Source organism: Pedobacter sp. Bi27 (assembly GCF_918698255.1).
Classification (GTDB): Bacteria; Bacteroidota; Bacteroidia; order Sphingobacteriales; family Sphingobacteriaceae; genus Pedobacter.
Map to the genome: position 1 here is coordinate 664,828 of NZ_CAKKMW010000002.1, position 17,787 is coordinate 682,614.

14 protein-coding genes are annotated in these 17,787 nt (G+C 38.5%); all 14 read right to left on the reverse strand.

What is annotated here, in order from left to right; all coding sequences use genetic code 11:
- Positions 1-236: 236 nt before the first annotated feature.
- The 14 genes from LQ227_RS08285 to LQ227_RS08350 all read right to left on the reverse strand — a co-directional run bounded on the left by LQ227_RS08285 (position 237) and on the right by LQ227_RS08350 (position 17,785).
- Positions 237-1,196: a hypothetical protein gene (locus LQ227_RS08285; protein WP_230148988.1), complete on the reverse strand. Its 960-nt coding sequence runs from the start codon at positions 1,194-1,196 to the stop codon at positions 237-239.
- Positions 1,162-5,781, reverse strand: a complete 4,620-nt coding sequence (locus tag LQ227_RS08290; RefSeq protein ID WP_230142631.1) for an RHS repeat-associated core domain-containing protein — start codon at positions 5,779-5,781, stop codon at positions 1,162-1,164. Before LQ227_RS08290 ends, LQ227_RS08285 begins: the two co-directional genes overlap by 35 nt.
- 11 nt (positions 5,782-5,792) lie before the next feature.
- The gene (locus LQ227_RS08295; protein ID WP_230148990.1) at positions 5,793-7,076 is read right to left on the reverse strand and encodes a hypothetical protein; all 1,284 of its coding nucleotides are present in this window, start codon (positions 7,074-7,076) and stop codon (positions 5,793-5,795) included.
- 19 nt (positions 7,077-7,095) lie between these two features.
- Positions 7,096-8,913, reverse strand: a complete 1,818-nt coding sequence (locus tag LQ227_RS08300) for a type VI secretion system Vgr family protein (protein ID WP_230142635.1) — start codon at positions 8,911-8,913, stop codon at positions 7,096-7,098.
- A gap of 12 nt (positions 8,914-8,925) precedes the next feature.
- Entirely contained in the window at positions 8,926-9,513 is a 588-nt protein-coding gene (locus LQ227_RS08305; protein WP_230142637.1) for a T6SS effector amidase Tae4 family protein, read from the reverse strand.
- Between the two features lies 1 nt (position 9,514).
- On the reverse strand, positions 9,515-10,066 hold the full coding sequence (locus LQ227_RS08310; RefSeq protein ID WP_230148992.1) for a hypothetical protein: 552 nt from the start codon (positions 10,064-10,066) through the stop codon (positions 9,515-9,517).
- A gap of 102 nt (positions 10,067-10,168) precedes the next feature.
- Complete coding sequence (tssD, locus tag LQ227_RS08315; protein WP_025141860.1) at positions 10,169-10,564, reverse strand: type VI secretion system tube protein TssD; 396 nt, start codon at positions 10,562-10,564, stop codon at positions 10,169-10,171.
- A 135-nt stretch (positions 10,565-10,699) separates the two neighbouring features.
- Positions 10,700-11,095 carry a type VI secretion system tube protein TssD gene (gene tssD / locus LQ227_RS08320; protein ID WP_025141859.1) on the reverse strand — a complete coding sequence of 132 codons (396 nt, stop codon included), beginning with the start codon at positions 11,093-11,095 and terminating at the stop codon, positions 10,700-10,702.
- A gap of 514 nt (positions 11,096-11,609) precedes the next feature.
- Complete coding sequence (locus LQ227_RS08325) at positions 11,610-12,386, reverse strand: hypothetical protein (protein ID WP_230142639.1); 777 nt, start codon at positions 12,384-12,386, stop codon at positions 11,610-11,612.
- 5 nt (positions 12,387-12,391) lie between these two features.
- Complete coding sequence (locus LQ227_RS08330; RefSeq protein WP_230142641.1) at positions 12,392-13,087, reverse strand: hypothetical protein; 696 nt, start codon at positions 13,085-13,087, stop codon at positions 12,392-12,394.
- 12 nt (positions 13,088-13,099) lie between these two features.
- A complete protein-coding gene (locus tag LQ227_RS08335) occupies positions 13,100-15,700 on the reverse strand; it encodes an OmpA family protein (protein ID WP_230148994.1) in 2,601 nt (866 codons plus the stop codon).
- Between the two features lie 3 nt (positions 15,701-15,703).
- Complete coding sequence (locus LQ227_RS08340) at positions 15,704-16,183, reverse strand: DUF4280 domain-containing protein (protein WP_230142646.1); 480 nt, start codon at positions 16,181-16,183, stop codon at positions 15,704-15,706.
- A 4-nt stretch (positions 16,184-16,187) separates the two neighbouring features.
- On the reverse strand, positions 16,188-17,144 hold the full coding sequence (locus LQ227_RS08345) for a hypothetical protein (RefSeq protein ID WP_230148995.1): 957 nt from the start codon (positions 17,142-17,144) through the stop codon (positions 16,188-16,190).
- Between the two features lie 302 nt (positions 17,145-17,446).
- Positions 17,447-17,785, reverse strand: coding sequence for a hypothetical protein (locus LQ227_RS08350; protein ID WP_230148996.1), 339 nt, complete (start codon positions 17,783-17,785; stop codon positions 17,447-17,449).
- Between the last annotated feature and the right edge of the window lie 2 nt (positions 17,786-17,787).

The following is a 17,787-nucleotide window of genomic DNA, read 5'->3' on the forward strand; positions in this document are numbered from 1 at the left end:
CGCTCGAAACGACGGACGATCGGATGGAGAAATCTCTATTGAGTGTCGTCATTTCGACTGAAGCTAACCGATTTTCATCGGTAGCGTAATGGAGAAATCTTTGGAGTTGGTTTTATGCTTCGCTTAAAGAAATTAAGTCGGAGTTCTTTTTGGCATCTACCCTCTTGATTTCAATGTTTTCACTATAGTTATTTATTGCTTTTTTAATTAAAATATTGCCCCAGTTTATCACAGCTCTATTTTTCTAAAATCCGTTTTTCCAGTTGTTGGGTTGTTTCATCCAATGGAATAGGAAGTTGTTGCGCTATAAAAGGTAGAAAATCTTTTAACAAAGGATGCGTAATAAAATCAATAGGTAAGCCTTTTTGAGAACGTAATTGAAGTAGTGCTATAATTTCTACAGGAAAATATTGCCAGTACTCTCGATTAAATGCAAATGTATGGTCTTCTTTGCTATTACTTATATGAAACTCTGCTAACTGATTTACCCAATCATTAACGATTTGCGCATCATCTGAATATAAATTGTCTGTCGCAGTGATATATGCTGGATGAGGAGGGGTACAAAATTTAAGAATTTTCTCTTTCGCTTCAGCATTTCCAAAAATACCTAATATAAATGCAGCTAAATATAAGATACTTGAACGGCCATATTCAGATTGAATGGAATAACCAAAGATTTTTTGCGAGTTAGCCGATAAATAACTATCCAAATGCTCGGCAATCATATTTAATTTATCATTAAAGAATCCGGCGCATAAAATAACTGACAGAGAAATATCTGTATGTAATTTTCCTGCTAAAAACAACCCTTCTTTCTGGCAAAATATCCCCAACAGTACATCCTTATAATAGGCTCCTAAAAGGCATTTAAAGTGCTTTTCGGTTTTCTCCCTTTCAAATTCCTTAATTGCATTTGGGATATCAAGACCATAAATAAAAGTACTCAATACATCAGGAATATGATGTTGAACAATTTCTTTTTCACCAAATACTATTTCCTCAGATTCAAACATTTCGGTGCCTTTAGTAATAAATTCACCCATAAATTGTTCAATGGGAACTCCTTCCGATTCAATAGACGATAAACATGAAATACAATATTGTAATACCTTCTTTTTTATTACTACCCACTCGTTGTTCATATGCTTCAAACTAAAATTACTTACACCCTTTTTGTATTTTAGATATCTCATCCCAATCAGATATCAAAGCCGATTTCACTTTAAACCGCCCTTTAGGCCCTCTACCTACAAATACATCTACTACACGCTTATCACCTATATTCTTTAAAATCCGGTTCGCTTCCTTAGAACTAAGCCCAAAGTCAGAAATATTTTTCTTTGTTAAAATATCATTTATAAACTCATCTGCTTCAAGCTGCCTCGCCGACAATTTCCCAACATCGCCTGAAATATTAGTCTTCACTTCAAAAATATCAAATTTTCCATCATGGCGCATACCCACCACATCAATACCGTGACCAGAAGCATTTTGAACTTGAAATACACGGGAATACTTATTTGAATTTTGTAAAGCTTCTTTCACCCACTTTTCGCCATAATCACCTAGTGCCTGCTGAAAGGTTTTTAAGCCAAATACATCTAACTCATAATTACTATCAAATACATATCCATAAACGGTAGGATTACCTCCAAATAATCCAATGGGATCCTGACTTATATATCCTCCAATTTCCGGATCATAATACCTAAACCTATTATAATAAAGCCCGGTTTCTACGTCTTCATATTGCCCCTGATACCTGAACGGAACAAATTCCCTGCTGCCGCTAAGTTTACGGATTTTTCCATAAATATCAAGTTCGCAATCCCACACTTTTTTACCTGCATCATCAAAAGCCTGTACAGGTGTGCCCAAATAATCGCTAATAATGGAGTAGTACTGGCCATTAACGATTTTGGCACTTGGGTTAAATTCATTCTGATCGTAAACCCAGGTAATTAAATCATTGCCCAGCGGTTCTGTTCTATCATAACTGAGAAGACCGTCTTCATTCACTACTAAATTTGGCCGGTCGTTTAAGGGGTAGCTCCATTCATGAAGGAGTAAATTCCCATCCCACACATAACGATACACCGTATTTTTAACAATTTTGGCTTTCCTCCTTCCTAAAGCATCGTATTCGAAACTGATGATCTCGCCATGTGGATTTTTAACCGCTTTCATCATGCCATTAGCCGTCCAGGCGTAAGCCCAGTCACCTTCTTTCCACTCTGGTAAATCGGGTTCGGCATCAGCTAAGATTTCAAGCATTTCAGCTTTGGGAACATCAGGGCTGGCCATTCCCCAGTTTAATTTTTTGCCAAATAAGCCATTGTCTTCAGGTTTAGTAGCTTCCTCTTTTACCAGACCGATAATATTACGTTTACTTTTTTGTACCAGGTTGCCTTTGGCATCGTAACGGTAATACCATTGGTCATCTTTAAGCAGTTTACCACCTTTATCGTAACGTCTGTCGCTGCGATCGCCTGTTTTATATAAGTTTCCTGTTTCATCGGGATTCTTATAAATCACTTTACCATCGCTATAACTTGCCGAAGAAAGACTACCAAAAGTATCGTATCTGTAATTGATGCTACCGCCCGTAATGCTGTTTAAGCAGCTATTCAGTTTATCGTTTGGCCCCCAGGCATATTGTTTAAATGCTGTGATGGAACGGCTGGCTTCGACCTTTTGACTAATTGGATGGCCTTCATGGTCATAATCGAATGTTGCTCTAACCCCGCCGCTTAAACTGCGGTTGGTTTCCTGTCCGTTTTTATTCCGGCCAATAGCTGCTGTCCATTCTGCCGATCCGCCACTTTTAGCTGCGATGCCATTCAGATAACCAATTTCATTATAATCGTATTTTATATCGGCCCCTAATGAACTTTTTAAACTTGTCAGATTTCCAAAAACATCATATTGATAATTAACCTGGTAGCCATCCTGTATTTCCTGGGTGATCATACCCAACGGATTGCGCCTAAAATTAACCGAAGAAAGTTCGTTCTCCGCTGTAATGAGCAAACCAAGTTTATTGTATTGAAAGGCTTCGTAAGTACCATCTTCATAGCTGCTGTATACCAATCGGCCGCTCAGATCGTAATTGTGGTACACAGCCTTTCCATCGGCCTGTATCGTTTTAATAATCTGCCCGTCCTGGTTACGGATATATTGCTGCTCTTGCCCGTCAAAACCAATTTCTTTTACCACATCATCATTCGCATCTCTTAAAAAGGTATACTCTTCCCCTTTTTCGTTGGTAATACCTTTTAAATTTTCCCACTTATCATAGGTAAAATGAAGGACCTGGGCATTTTGACTGGATGATTGACTGCTTCTTTTTTGTGTTTTTAGGCTACCCATTGGGGTGTAGGCCATGTGCCATTCTTCGCGGCCATCGGTGGCGTAAACCGGAAGATCATAGGCATCGTATTCGAAACGTAAAGCCTCTTCTCCAAAATCTTTCACAAGGATTACGCGTCCCATTTCATCACGTTCCCAGATCGTAGTTTGATCACCATCGGGGCTAAAACGGATCAGTCGACCGTAATCATCATAAGTCCAGCGACGGCTATTGCCTTCGCTCGAAACCGATTCAATTAGTTGATTTAAACTGTTATATGTCCAATGAACTTCATAGCCATCATTATCGCGACAAAATATGGGTAATTTTTGTCCTTCGGTATAATAAAAATCGACTATACGATTATCTTTTTGCACATGTTTAAGCAATTGGTTCTGCTCGTTGTACAACCATGTTTCGTTTGATCCAGCCGGATCACTGCGCAATATCAGGTTATTATTGTCATCATATGCATACTGATACTGCTCGCCATCTGCCGTATGGTAAGTGGTGATATTGCCCCTCTCATCGTATTCATAACCGATTACCCTACCCTCAGGGCTGGAAATCATTTTTTCTTCATTGTAACGATCGTGTTCATACCAGGTTTCGCCACCCATAGCATCTACTTTTTTGTACACCAGATCGTTTTCATCATAATAATAGCGTTCTACTTTACCATCGCGATAATATACTTCGTTATATCCTTCTTCCTGGAAATAGCTAATCGATCCACTCATAAAACCATCTCTGCCTTCGGTATGGATTACGCGGCCCTCTTCATCATAACGCCAGAAATAGGCCATCCCGTTGCGGTTTGTTCTTTTCACTACGCGATCGTGATCATCGTACTCAAAACTGATAGCTTTACCTGCCTGATCGTATACTTTGATCATATTGCCGCGTTGATCGTAATCGTAACTCACCAACAGATCGCTGGTATTTTTATATTGATAATAAACTGCTTTAATTGCCGTACTTGCCTCATTGTGCTGCATTTCGAGCACACGACCAGAATTTTCTACAATGCGGGATAAAAGTTGTTTTTGATAGTAAAATGTAAGGTTGGTGCCGCTATTGTACTCAATTTTGCTTATGCGGTAAATATCGCCATCAACTCCGCCACTAAAAAGCGCATAGGTATAAATATCCTGATCAATGGTGAGCACCCAGGTATTTTCATCGGGCCGTTCCATCCAGATTTTTTGTGCACGATCGTACTGTTTGCCTGAATATGGTTCGATATAGGGCAAAGGCATCACCATATTTTCTTTCGGATGGCTAAAACCAACAATTTCAGCTTCCGGATCGGGATAAATATATAAATCGTAATTATTGTAAACCTGATTGCCCAACATACCTGCATATGGCTTATCGCTGCGCCATACATTGTTCCAGGCCAGTGTTTGGCCACCATGCAGTTCGAAATCGGTCCATTCGAAAAACATGGCACCAGTAACAAAATTAACAGGTTCCAATCCCCAATGACAGAGTTTTTTTGATAGCGGGTTTGTTTTGCCCAACATTCGCTGGAGAAGCTTATTTACGCCTTTTAAGGCCCCTTTAGCTAAAGCCCCACCTAATTTGGTGAGCCCCCTCATAATACCAATGGCCGCAAAACGCATTAAATACTCTTTCAGCGTATAATTATGCGGCGCAAATGTACCACCAACCAACACAGGTTTACCAGTATTAATCTGTACATACATACTCAATAAATCGCTGTAAAAAGCGAAATAAGCCAATGGGTTTTTCTTCAATTTACCAGGTACAGTTGGCAAGGGCTTCAAACCCATTGGCGGGCACCAGCAGGTAAGCACCTGGCCAGGATTAGAACCGCTCATTTCCGAGCCTTGCCCTTTTACAGTAGTAGAACCCCAGTATACCTCGCCCTCATGTGGCGAGCCGGGGATATTCACAATAAAATAAACTGGAATAGAACTGATGTGCCTAAACGGGAGTAAAACACCCATAACTGTAGTGGTAGTAGTGGCTTTATGGCGACCATGTACATAAATTGAGCCGCCCATCGGGATACTGGCCGTACCGATTAAACCCTGTGCAAATTTTGGAATAGGAATACTGAAATGCAGGTAATCCATTGGATCGAACACCATCCCAATAAAAGGATGTGGCAAAGGCAAAGGAATAAACCCAAAAGATGGCGGAAGGGGAATGGTTGTCCAGTGAAAATCGATAGCCAGTACCACATCAAAATGCTTGCTAACATGTTGTACCGCGGTATTGGCCATTGCAGGCTTTTTAGCCTTTACAAGCTTTAAGGTGCTTTTTGCCGCTGGGGGATTACTTCCGGGGGCAACGCCGCCACCACCACCAACGGCTTTTGGTTCGGCTTTGGTTAAGCTTGCAGATAGGCTGATTGACCTATCGGTAGACATATTCGGTTTACTCGCTTTTACTTTTTTCATCCGTATATTTTTTATGATAATGGATTGGCGTGATTTTTTGGCACTTCAGCCATTGATTTCCAGTCTTCTCCGTAATCCTGCCGCATATCCATATCTAATTTTTTGCCCTCAGGGCTTTCCTCACCATATTTTTTTAACATGATCGATGCGGTATAAGCCATCGAACTTTGTCGCCGTTTTTCAACCGGCATTTTTCTGGCAATTTCCAAACACTTCAAATAATAATCCATTGCTTTTGCAGAGCCGGTTATTTTGCTCTCCGAAAGCTGACCAAGTAAGCGGGTACATTCCATTGCTATAAAATCGTTCTCTATAATTTCTGCGATTTTAATTGCCTTTTCGAAGTACTTTTTAGCTTCATCTTTACCCGAATGTGCCAGTAAGAAACTGCCATAGCTCATGTGGATATGTGCACTCAATAGTGTGTTTTCTCCAGCACGGGCCAAAGCCATCTCATATTGTTGGCGTGCTTCACTCCTTTTATTCTTTACGGCTAAACTCTGTGCCAGCATTATTCTTGCTGCCACTACCGCCTCGTGCAATCCTTGTTTCTGGGCGATTACAATTGCCCGTTCTAAAACTGCATTGGCCTGCTCATGTTTGCCTTTACTTAAATAATTACTTGCAATCAGGATCTGCTGCTGGTAATCACTTTCAGGGTCGTTCTTCTCCCGGTTGGTATGTGCTGCCGCATTTTGCATCAACTGGCTCACATCAATATTGATCCTGAATTCGGTACCCTGTTTTAATTTTTTTAAGGTACGGTGTGTATGGTGCTCGGTATAAACCAGTTTAATATTATGGTTATCGAACGCTTTAACACAGCTGCACCATTCGTTAATCCATTCAGATAGGCCAGTTACATCATGGGTGGTAGTTGGTGCCAGCTGAACATGTATTTTCTTTAATTTTAATTCAGGATAAAGATTGCATAACCTTATAAGTGCTGTAACAGGCAAATAGGCATCTGTTTTATAATTTCGGGCACCCTGGCCTGTTTCAATATCCCAAACAACACCGGCTCTTGTATCCTTCTGCCATAAGTCAAAAATCTCCTTCCATTCTTTAACCAAACTTTTACCGTAATCATTTTTGTTCTGGAATTCCTGATAATGGAGCAGGAACATATCGTTGGTTCTGCTTTCTTCTGTTAATTGGTATTTAAAATAAGCTTCGAATAAATTTACTTCGTGCCGCTCACCCAAACAGAGAAACAGGGTTTCTGATGGATGTTGCCTTACTACTTGTTGCCATTGTTTATCTATCTTAAATAATTCCAGTTGTATTGGGTTCATGGAGCTTTAATGTCGAAAATTAGTTTAGATTGATGGTACCGCTACTGATATTCGTTTCGCTTTCGCCTCCCACATTAATCTTTTTCGAAGCCAGATTGGCCTCTGTTTCGCCACTCATCGATAGCGTTTTTGTACCGATATCTAAGGTTTGTGATTCTATCCCGATACCAGAAGTTGGTGTTCCATCTTCAGGCCCTACACCTATACCAATACTGATTGAGGCAGAATTTCCGATGTTTTCTCCCAGTGTTAAAATATCCTTTCCCTTAATGATGATTTTTCCCGTTTTATCCATAAAAATGCTGCTCTCTCCGCATTTAATCAAGATTGATTCTTTAGTTTCGAAAACTGCTTTACCGGCTCCGTCGAGCTCGATAAAATTGCTGTCTTTATCCCGCATAATCATACCCGCACCGTCATCCATGGTTAAAGTATGTCCGCTTTTAGAAGTCAAACTTTTACTGTTATTGCTGGCACTCCCGCCACTACTACTTTTGCCATGAAATACCGAACCCAATACAATTGGCCTGGCAATATTGCCTTCTTCGAAGGTTAAAGCTACCTGATCGCCGATTTCGGGGATAAATACAAACCCCCTGTTTTTGCTCACTTTATCGCTGCTTCCTGCATCTGGTGTAATTACCCGCAGCCACTCCGTTACATCATTGGTTTTACACTCCCATTTAAATTTTACCTTAATACGCCCCTGCCCTTGCGGATCGGCATTGTCTATTACATCTGCCAATTGCATATCCGGGCTTGGTTTACTATAGTTTTTTACCAAAAGGCGCTCCGTTGTAGCTACCACACCTTCGAAAGTGTTATAATATTTACCTGTACCATCAATATCATGGTTGATACTGGTGATTAGAAATTTACCCAAGCTTTCTGTAGAAAAAGACAGTTCTTTTCTCACACTCATCGTAATTTCGGCGATACTGCCAATACTCAAAGCAGCATTATCTCCACTTGCATTTACTTTCAATAAATTGCTGATGTGTGCCTTTTCTTCATTCTGTACATGATTTTTAATGTCGTTGTTATTGTCTACCCGGATAAGCGATGGTTGATTAAAGGTTTTGCTATACATCGCGTTAGACACTTGTATGGCGTGCGCGAGGTCGGGTGGTCCATCTCCCTGTCCGCTGCTTTCACTCTGGAGCATCTCATCCTGTTTTGGGTTATAAGCAAAACGTTTATTCTTGATTGGCGCAATTTCCATGGCATACTGCAGGTTTTGTACATCGCGACCATAAATCAAGGCAACTTCTTTTTGATCATCTGGCTTACCAAAATTCAATTGCTTGCCATCATAATAAAACCATTCATGATATTCGCCCGAAAGCCTGTTCAGGAAATCAAAATCACTCTCCCTGTATTGAATTAAGTAATCAATAGGATCTTTTCTAGCGGCATTGGCCACAATTTTAATATCGTTTGAGGGAACATCAGATGTAGCAAGAGTTACGATCGAATTTAAATCTTTATCGAGATAAGAACCTAAATCAGGACCGCGATCGATCAAGATCGTTGGACTATAACCGCTCACAATCAGTACACCATGATAACCGTGGCTTTGCGCCAGTTCTACTTTGGTTACCAGACCAGCAAATTCCTGTAAACCACCAGAATCGTGGCCAAAGGAAGCGGTAAGGGTTTTACCCACAAAATCGCGACTGTCGTTAAGACTGATCATTCCCGGCGAACCCATCTGATCGTGGTTAAACCGCAGCTCGAAATAATGATGCGCATTAAAAGCTTGTTTTAAGCTAAATGAGGCAAAATGGGTAATTGCCTTATTTTCTATGTTAATTTCTACAATGAGTTTCTTTTCCATAAATTCGATCTTTTAGCAAATCCACAAATAAATTCCGCTGGTTCTGGGGTCTAAGAAATAATCCTGATATAAACATTTATAGCCATCCCAAAGGGTAAAATGACCTGTCGCATCACTAAACTGGGTTTTAAAGCAGATAATACCCGATACGCCATCTATTTTATTTTGAAACGCCCTTAAATCATGATGTGCGATCCAAGTGTCTCTAACTCCTTTTTCCACTTTAATATCGGGTTTTTTATATTTGTGGTTGAGGTAGTCGAAAAATTCGCTCACCCGGAAACAATAGCGCTTTTGATCAGCTCCGGCAATAGTTTCGAACTTTTTAGTATACGGATACCGAGTGGGTATGGCATGGACTTTTACCTTTTCCTGGGCCAGGAAATCCTGTTTTGTGGTATATTTCCAGCTAGGCAGGCCTATGCTAAAAACCTTGTTATTAATACCTAGATAATTAAACGCCCTGCTCATCCTCACCACACAGGTATTGGTAATGTAAGCAGCATTAACAGCCCCACCAATTGTTGCTTTTACCAGTTCGCTACTTGTTGCTGGGTAATTTATCCTTAAATCGGTAAAACTTGGCAAAGAAAGTGGCATGCTATTTTTTGGTTAGAAGTGAATCAAGATATTTAGTACTTTTAAATGATGCATTTTCCAGTGCATAGAAAAATACATTCTTGTTTCCTGAAGATGAAAGAGTTGATTTAGCTTTCTGAAGAAAAACAATCAGCGTATCATTTGGGTATTCAATATATTTTAAATCACTCATTACCATATACTTCAGGCTATCCATAGGTTTTAGCTTCCCCTTAAATGATTTCAATACTTTCGCACTAAAAACCTTTTCAGCATTGTAAACGGAGTCAACCCTGGTAATATTTACCAGCACAATGTACCCTGCTTCCTTTTTAAGCTCATGCACCATTTCTTTTGGCGGATCTTGATTTTTTTCGCCTTCCAGGTGTTTATTTGTATTAACTAAAGCCAAAGAATCTTTATTAACAGCAGCAGGTAAAACATTCTGCTTCTTATTATTTTGCTGGCATGCGGCAAAACCTATGGCTAAAAGAGCCCATAGTAAGTTATGTGCATATTTTTTTGTTTGCTTCTGTATATTTTTATCGATTTTAAAAGCAAATACATCTGCCATGAGAAGGTATTTAAATGTTTATTGCGATTCTATTCCGTTTAATTAAGGAAAAAGCATAAGACCAGGCACTAGAGGGATATCTGTGGCCTGGTCTGCTAAGATTTAAGCTTTAGGCCAATCGTTTTCGTGTTCTGCGTTGCCCAGTTTTAGCTTACGGGCCGATACCACAAAACTTAATGTCATAGGTGTATTGTCGTTTACCGCAATACCCTCGTTATACTGGATGATATAACCATCTTCGAAAGACAGTTCCTTCATTTTTGCATCTTCTTCGCCTTTTTTGAAAACCAATGTTCCTGAAAGCGGCTTATACTGGTTGTTTACCATCGATTCGATCACAGAAGTATCCTCGGTTGATTCGATTTCGATGTGGATGGTGCCACCATAAACACCTGACGATGGACGGCCTTTTGCGTCAACATCTCTATTTAATGAAAAGCTGCACTGTAGTACATCAAATTCTTTTGATCCTAAGTTTAAACGGGTTTTGAATGCCATTGTAGTAAGTTTTAATGTTTTTGAAAAATGAATGAATTGCGACGGGCGGTTGGCGTAGAGTGTAAAGCGGTTGGCATTTTATTTACCTTAAACCCTAAACCTTACACCTTCAACCTTTCTACCCTCAACCTCCCTTTAGGCTTTTGGCCAATCGTTAAGGTGCTCGGCGTTGCCTAATTTAAGCTTCCTGGCTGAAATCTGGAATTTGAGCGTCATCGGGTGATCGCCCACAATGTTGATCCCTTCGGAATATTTAACAATGTAGCCATCTTCGAAGTTAACTTCTTTCATTTTGGCATCTTCCTCTGTTTTCTTGATCAGAAGGGTTCCTGTAATAGGTTTGTACTGGTTGTTTACCATCGCCTCGATTATTGAGGTGTCTTCGGTTGACTCGATCTCAATGTCGATGGTACCGCCGTAAACTCCGGAAGAAGGTCTTCCCTTAGCATCTACATCGCGGTTTAACGCATAGGCACAATGAAGCACATCGTACTCCTTGCCCGAAAAATTTAATCTAGCTTTGAAAGCCATAGTTTTAAAATTTAAAGGTTAAAAAATTTGATTAGTATAGCCTCCGCTACGTTAAATATAAACCAAATATTAAGCCAATTATTGTGTATGTTACTCATATATAACAGCTAACGCGTACACCAAATTCTAAAATATTATCCTACGGTTAGCAGAACGCAGATTTTTGACAAGAAAAAAAATGTATTTTTTTTGAAACCACCAGCCGTCTCATTTTCGCTACATACAATAGCTTAAAATATTGTAGCATTTTTAGACAAGGCGTTACTTTTTGAAGCGTAATTTTGGACAATTACTAATTTTATACCAATCGAAAGCAAGGAAAGTGATCCAGTCTTTAGCTGCTCCATCTCTCCTATTTAAGGCCGATAACTCAACAGACATCTTTACCTGCACATGCATTTTTCCAATATGCCCCGGTTTTTAAGGTCTTTAGTTTGAGCACTACAGCCAAAAAAATACAATTGCGACTATAAATAGTATTCTCTTCTAATTTTTATTCCTGGTAATTGTGAATCTAGCGGATAATTTCGAACCCATTATTACCTTTTGGCAGGTGTATATAAAAAGGGAAACCAAACTCTTCATTTGCTCCCTTTTTGAGGTAAGAAATAATAGGGCTGTGATCCTTTCTTTTTAGGTTTAACAATTTATTCTGTGCATAAAATTCTAATTTGGTTTGATTAGGAAATTCTTGTAAAACATAATCTTCCTCTGCCAACATAGCGAACATATTTTTTAACGCACTCAAATTATCTTCTTCCAAATACATGGAAGTATCCGTTTCGTGATATCTCTTTTTTAACAGAGCGGATAATTCGTCGATTTTCTTATCCCTGAAAAGAAGGTATATGCTGCGATAAAAATCATTAACAAGTTTTAAGCTATTTTCATTTTTAACATCAATCATATGGGATGCTACCCAACCTAATGTTTGATAAGGTACTTCAGCTTTAAAAACACCTCCTATTTTTAATTCTGGTAGCTTTTTTTCATTTAAAGCCGGGGCATCTAGTTTTGTTATTGTCTGTTGATTATCAAAATTACCGTTTGCCGAATCCAAAACGTTTATTTTTATCTGAGCTTCGGCGTTAGGATTAATCAGTTCACCTTCAACTGGCTTTAAAACAACACTAAAACTTTGATTGCCGCTTGATAAAATAAAGTGGTTTATCGGGTATTGAGAATGGATGCTACCTCCTTCGGTATGGGTATGAACAACTACATCGTTTACAATGAGATCAAAATTTGCCAGTGAAATATTGTATTCCAGTAAATAATATGGTTCAGTCATAAAGGTTATTTTTTAAAAAGATGTGCATACGGACTGTCATATTCTTTTAATAGCGGCTTAGCATATTCCTCAACAATGTGATCCATATATGCCTTTTTAGTTATAATCTTAATTGACATATTTAGGTTAGCATTAGTCGGATCTATAACCAGTTGGGTTAATACATCATTTTTGCTCCAAAACAATTGTTGGGGATATTGCGTAGCCTTATTATCAAATTCATCAGCAACTTCTTTAACAAGATGTGGCATAAGGCTTTTTAATAATGCAGGCGTTTCCTTTTCATTGTCATCAAATTTTCTTTGATTATAAATAATGGAATCGGGTGTCGAATAGCTTTTCAGCATATCCTTAAGTAAGTTTGCAGCATCTTTATTATCCGGATGTACACTAATAAAACTCACATCGCCATTGTAGGTTACTACTTTTGTTTCTAAAACTTCTGCGATTTTCGTTTTGTTGAAAGTTACATTATCGTTCCCTGCGAAAAAATAATACACTATCTTTTCTCCCTTATCAACCAACTGAACACCATCTTTTGTTGGTAGTTCAAAGCGTCCCTTTTGTTCCTTTATATTTTTGGTGAATTCAGACAAATCTACATTGGGCTTTTCGGCAAGGACCAAATCTTTTAAGTCAATTTTTTTTGGACTGCAGCCTAAAAAGATTAAACAAACTAAAAAAGCTATATTTTTCTTCATGAGTATATAAAATTAAACCAAATAATGTTTCTTAAATTTAACATCGTCTTTTTCAACAAGAACAGCATCACCATCAAAGCTAAAAGTTCTCTTAATAAAACCAAATTTAATTGTTGTAGCAGCAACAAAGGTGGCTTTTATGCCTCCGAATTCTGCTATTGGAGCGACAAATACTCCTTCTTTATCAGCGCCTAATTTTACGCCTCCGGTAACGCTTGTTTTAGCATCCGCTTTTACAATCCCCGAAACCCCCATACTACCCGTTTCGGCTTTGGCCGTAGCTTTAAATTCGATATTGACCTTGAGCTCACCGGTAATTTTGACTTCACCGGTTGTTTCCTTAGGGAATTTAACATTGATGATGGATTTCCCTGCAATATTAAGTGCACCGCCTACGGTAATCAAAAAAGTTATCTTAACATATTTGTTCATTTTATCCTTAATCCAAGTGAGTACTTCACCAGCCCCCGGACATATAGCATTTCCACCATATTTTAGAACAATATCGATTAGATCTATACTGAGAGCGGCTTCTATAAGCGGTTTTGTTTCTGCGCCGATTTCGACAATCTCTCCAACAACTTTGTTTGTTTTTTTTAAATACCATTGAGCAGACACCGCTAAAACTGGTGCCTTCACCTCGAACATGAACCTACCTTTGGCCAAACAGGAATTAGATACACGATCTGCCATTTGCTTAACCTGATTTATAACCCTCAGGGTTTTAGCAATGCGTTCTGACCACTCTTTACTAAATTCAACCTTTTGCTTTTTACCTGCTGAGGTAGTCCATTCTCCTACAAATGATAACTCAAACTTTTGAGCCATCTCACCAAAGTTTTCAGACCAGCCGGCATCTACTGCAGCGCCTATTGCTTTCTTTTTTGCGTCATCTAACTCATAACCGTACAACTTATTACCGTAGGTGTAGGCAAAGGGTTGGGTATGCGACCATTTAAATTCTATGGTCCATTTAATATCAGAGTATACATGTATAGCCAGTGTAGGATTGTTCTGAACAGAATAATACCTGCAAGAATGGATATGAACCATGTAATTATTCATTAATCCATCCCGCTTGGGCCAAATGTAATTTAATGGAATAACATTGAACTTACTCATTGTTGATACTGCCGGAACTGTAATTTTGCCCTCATTCTCCGCTTTTACATCAATGTTGATTAATTTGATGGTTTTATTGTGCTTTTTGCGGTCAAAACAAGCTTTGGTATCGAATTTTACGGGTTCTACGGTAATATCTTTTGGTTTATTGCCAACAATAGTTTCATAAATAATAGTTTGTGCATTATGCCCGTAATATTCAAATGCAATATCTACCCTCCGGTTATTCTGATAGTCTGCCTCATTTTTATATTTAATATTGTCGCGACCTTTTTTATCGTCTGTGGGGGTTACTTCTCCATGTCCGGCCGTTTTGATCCGATTAGGATCTAATTTCCCTTTGATAAAAAACTCTCTTACTGTTTTTGCCCTGTTTTCTGATAATACATTGTTATGGTTCTGTTTACCGATTACACAAGCAAAACCATCAAGTTGAATAGTACTGTATCGATGCTCAAGCAAGAACCGCAATATATTATTAAGCTGCTTAAGACTTTCGGGTAAAAGTTCTGTACTATCAAATTTAAAAATAATAGACTCTAACGTTTTTTCCCGTTTATCGATTACATTTTTAACTCCACTTCCATTATCGAAAACTAGTTCGGGTTTACTTCCTTCTTCTGTTACATTAATTTGTTCAAACTTGCACAACTCAAATCTTGCCTCATTTTTATCGGGCTGGTAAATGGTTACCGGTGTTCTGTTTTCGGGTATTTCTACTATCTGCGATTTAAGTTTATCTTTTATCCTTAAAAACCGGGCATGGGCAGTATCACCCTTACCTCCCGTATCTTCAATATATTTACCAGTTACGGGATGCACCACACGCACATAAAATTCTTCAACATCCGATCTATCATTCATAGACTGGTACCATGAATACGTATTGGGAATTTTTAGGTTAATTTCGCCATTGGTTACACTTACCCGATAAATTTTTCGGGTTTCTTCATCATCTTTTGGCCATAGGCCTAGTGCTGATCTCAATTTTCTGAATACCCTAACCTCTACATTATCATAGCCATTTAAGCCTTCGGTAAAAAGCCTGAGCCAGATGAGTTCTCCGTACGAAAACTGGTAAGTTTTGCGTACATCTGCTCCTCCTTCATTTTGAGTCCACCTGCTGTCTACTATTTTTGCAGGTGATTCGCCCCTGATCTTTAAACCTGATTTACTATCGAAATTCCCGCTCCATGTTGCTTCAATGTACCACAGGTATGGTCCGCATAATTTTTTGGGTATCCGGTAACCATAGCTAAAATTGCTGGGTATTGTTTTCTGAAGATCGATGACGCTTTTCTCGTTAAAAACGGCCCATTTTATATCTTTCTTTCTATCTTGCTCGGTAGTGCCGGGCTGCCATTCTCCTATTTTGAACCAAACATACTGATCTGGAGCTACTACCACTAACTGACCGGGTATAGATCCTTTGTTAGCATTATATACTTTACCTTCGCCGGTCCAAATAATTTTCTTTATTCCCTTTGCCATACGTTATGCTTTAACACTCGCTTCTACACCGTTAAAATTATTTGCAGATTCATCTAAAGATTCTGACATGGGATTGAGCTGTGATTGTACGTCTTTATTTGCGTTATTAAAGTTTTGTTTTGAGGCTTCTGCTTTTTGACCATGCTGAACAATCTCAATGCAATCGGGCCCTCCGATAGGGCAGGTAGCTTTGCTATCTTCGAGCAAAATTTTACCACCGTTTGTAAGGATGGTATCTTCATAAAAACCCGACCATTTGGTTACCACAGCATTACAGGGTTTATTGTACATTTTTGAGCAGGATCCAAACATATTTTTTTCAAAAGTTGGACCGATATCCATTGTGGTTGCTATGGATTTTTGGCTTCCATCTTTATCGTTTGCATATTCTTTGGTATGCGTTAGCACTTTGAGTTTATCGGGCGCCGATCCAAATTTGCACATACACTGTGCCCCCTGAACTACAATATGTTTCTCTGCCATTGCCTTAATTATTTAGTAAACGATCCCAAAATCCTTTTTTTGACGGGCCATCAAGTACCACCATTTCTGTTACGGGCAAACCTTTAACATTGGTATCTAATTCGAAATCGTGATCAAACTCCTGGTCATTTTCGGGAATCAATGCAATTTTTACCTTTACTTTTGCTTTTTCCTGTACACCGTAACTGAAATCAGAAACGACAGATATGATCCGCTTAAATTTCGGGTGTAAAAGATAATATCCTTCATAATTACCAATAGCCCTGTTTGTGATATATAATTCATCCTCCAATGGCATAATAGTACCATCATGAATCAATTCTATTGCCCCAAAGCCATTAGATTGGGCACCTAATTTCTCTTGGGTTAGATAGCCTTCTACGTTAAAGCCTCTGGCTATCGGAAACTTGTATATGGATTCGATTATACGGCTCTGACCATATTCTTTATAAACCGGTTTAAAAAAAGTGTTGATAAACCAATCGTTATTTAAAAATGCCAGGTTTATACTATCAGTGTTGGCCAGCTGTTTTCCCATCCGCTCTACATAGTCTTCTACAAGACCACCTTCAAAATTATCCAGCACCTTCTTTTTAACAGATTGCCATCTTTTTAATATATCCTGGTGATTGTAAATACTTTGAAAACCACCATTTTGATCAACAGTAATTACCAAAGGATAAAACACTTTTCCCGCAGCATAAGCTAAACGATCGGCAACCAGATCGGGCAAGATTTCATTGACAAAAACATCACTAATCCGCTCAATTTGAAATAAAGGTTGTCCCTCTTTACCTGGCTTTAACCTGGTAACACGCACTTCGTATTTCACTTCGTTGCTATTTTCTTCGCCCTCGTTAAAAATAATTAAAACGCCATATTTTAAACATACTTCAGCAGGCCAATCTAAACGAAGGGCGTTTAAGCCTGAATAATATATTGTTTTATTTGAAATGTCCATTTTAAAACCGTATCAATCTATTTTACAAAGAATTATCGAACATACTTAATATACATTTAGCTTTGAAAAACATCATAATACCAATCCCCACCGTATCTGAATAATACAGAAACTATTAACAGCATCGGAAAAATAACACCAACTGCTATAAGGCTAAGTGTTATACCCATCCAAAGGCTTGTCCTTTTAACTTCCATATTATTTCTCTTTATCCCACAGATTTTCCCAAGCATAAATACTTCTTTTAACCAATTTACTGTATTGGGTTTGACTTCGGTTTTGGTAACAATTCCCCACATCACTTATTTTGTAAAAGGATTATCCAGCAATGCATTTGATATCAGATAAAAAGAAAGTATTAAGCTCACTATCGATAATATGCCGAAAAATACAATGCCCCGGGTCAAATATAAAACCCAAACAGTTTCTATTTTCTTAACTAAAAGATCTGCTAACACGAACAAAATGGCTGTTGGAATACCTATTACTAAGCCAAATTGTTTTATGGTCTGTAATATTGCACCGATAGTAATTTTATCTGCAAGACTACCGAAACTGTAAATAAAATACAGCGTAACAATGGTGGTTGCTAACAAAAGAACGATCAAAAACTGAATCAATAGATGAGGTATATTTTTCATAG

Bases quoted from the DNA above. Each gene is read 5' to 3' on its own strand.
- tssD (WP_025141859.1), bottom strand. From the start codon at position 11,095: ATGGCTTTCAAAGCTAGATTAAATTTTTCGGGCAAGGAGTACGATGTG.
- LQ227_RS08310 (WP_230148992.1), bottom strand. From the start codon at position 10,066: ATGGCAGATGTATTTGCTTTTAAAATCGATAAAAATATACAGAAGCAA.
- LQ227_RS08345 (WP_230148995.1), bottom strand. From the start codon at position 17,144: ATGGACATTTCAAATAAAACAATATATTATTCAGGCTTAAACGCCCTT.
- LQ227_RS08330 (WP_230142641.1), bottom strand. From the start codon at position 13,087: ATGAAGAAAAATATAGCTTTTTTAGTTTGTTTAATCTTTTTAGGCTGC.
- LQ227_RS08350 (WP_230148996.1), bottom strand. From the start codon at position 17,785: ATGAAAAATATACCTCATCTATTGATTCAGTTTTTGATCGTTCTTTTG.
- LQ227_RS08300 (WP_230142635.1), bottom strand. From the start codon at position 8,913: ATGGAAAAGAAACTCATTGTAGAAATTAACATAGAAAATAAGGCAATT.
- LQ227_RS08335 (WP_230148994.1), bottom strand. From the start codon at position 15,700: ATGGCAAAGGGAATAAAGAAAATTATTTGGACCGGCGAAGGTAAAGTA.
- LQ227_RS08340 (WP_230142646.1), bottom strand. From the start codon at position 16,183: ATGGCAGAGAAACATATTGTAGTTCAGGGGGCACAGTGTATGTGCAAA.
- LQ227_RS08290 (WP_230142631.1), bottom strand. From the start codon at position 5,781: ATGAAAAAAGTAAAAGCGAGTAAACCGAATATGTCTACCGATAGGTCA.
- tssD (WP_025141860.1), bottom strand. From the start codon at position 10,564: ATGGCATTCAAAACCCGTTTAAACTTAGGATCAAAAGAATTTGATGTA.
- LQ227_RS08305 (WP_230142637.1), bottom strand. From the start codon at position 9,513: ATGCCACTTTCTTTGCCAAGTTTTACCGATTTAAGGATAAATTACCCA.
- LQ227_RS08295 (WP_230148990.1), bottom strand. From the start codon at position 7,076: ATGAACCCAATACAACTGGAATTATTTAAGATAGATAAACAATGGCAA.
- LQ227_RS08325 (WP_230142639.1), bottom strand. From the start codon at position 12,386: ATGACTGAACCATATTATTTACTGGAATACAATATTTCACTGGCAAAT.
- LQ227_RS08285 (WP_230148988.1), bottom strand. From the start codon at position 1,196: ATGAGATATCTAAAATACAAAAAGGGTGTAAGTAATTTTAGTTTGAAG.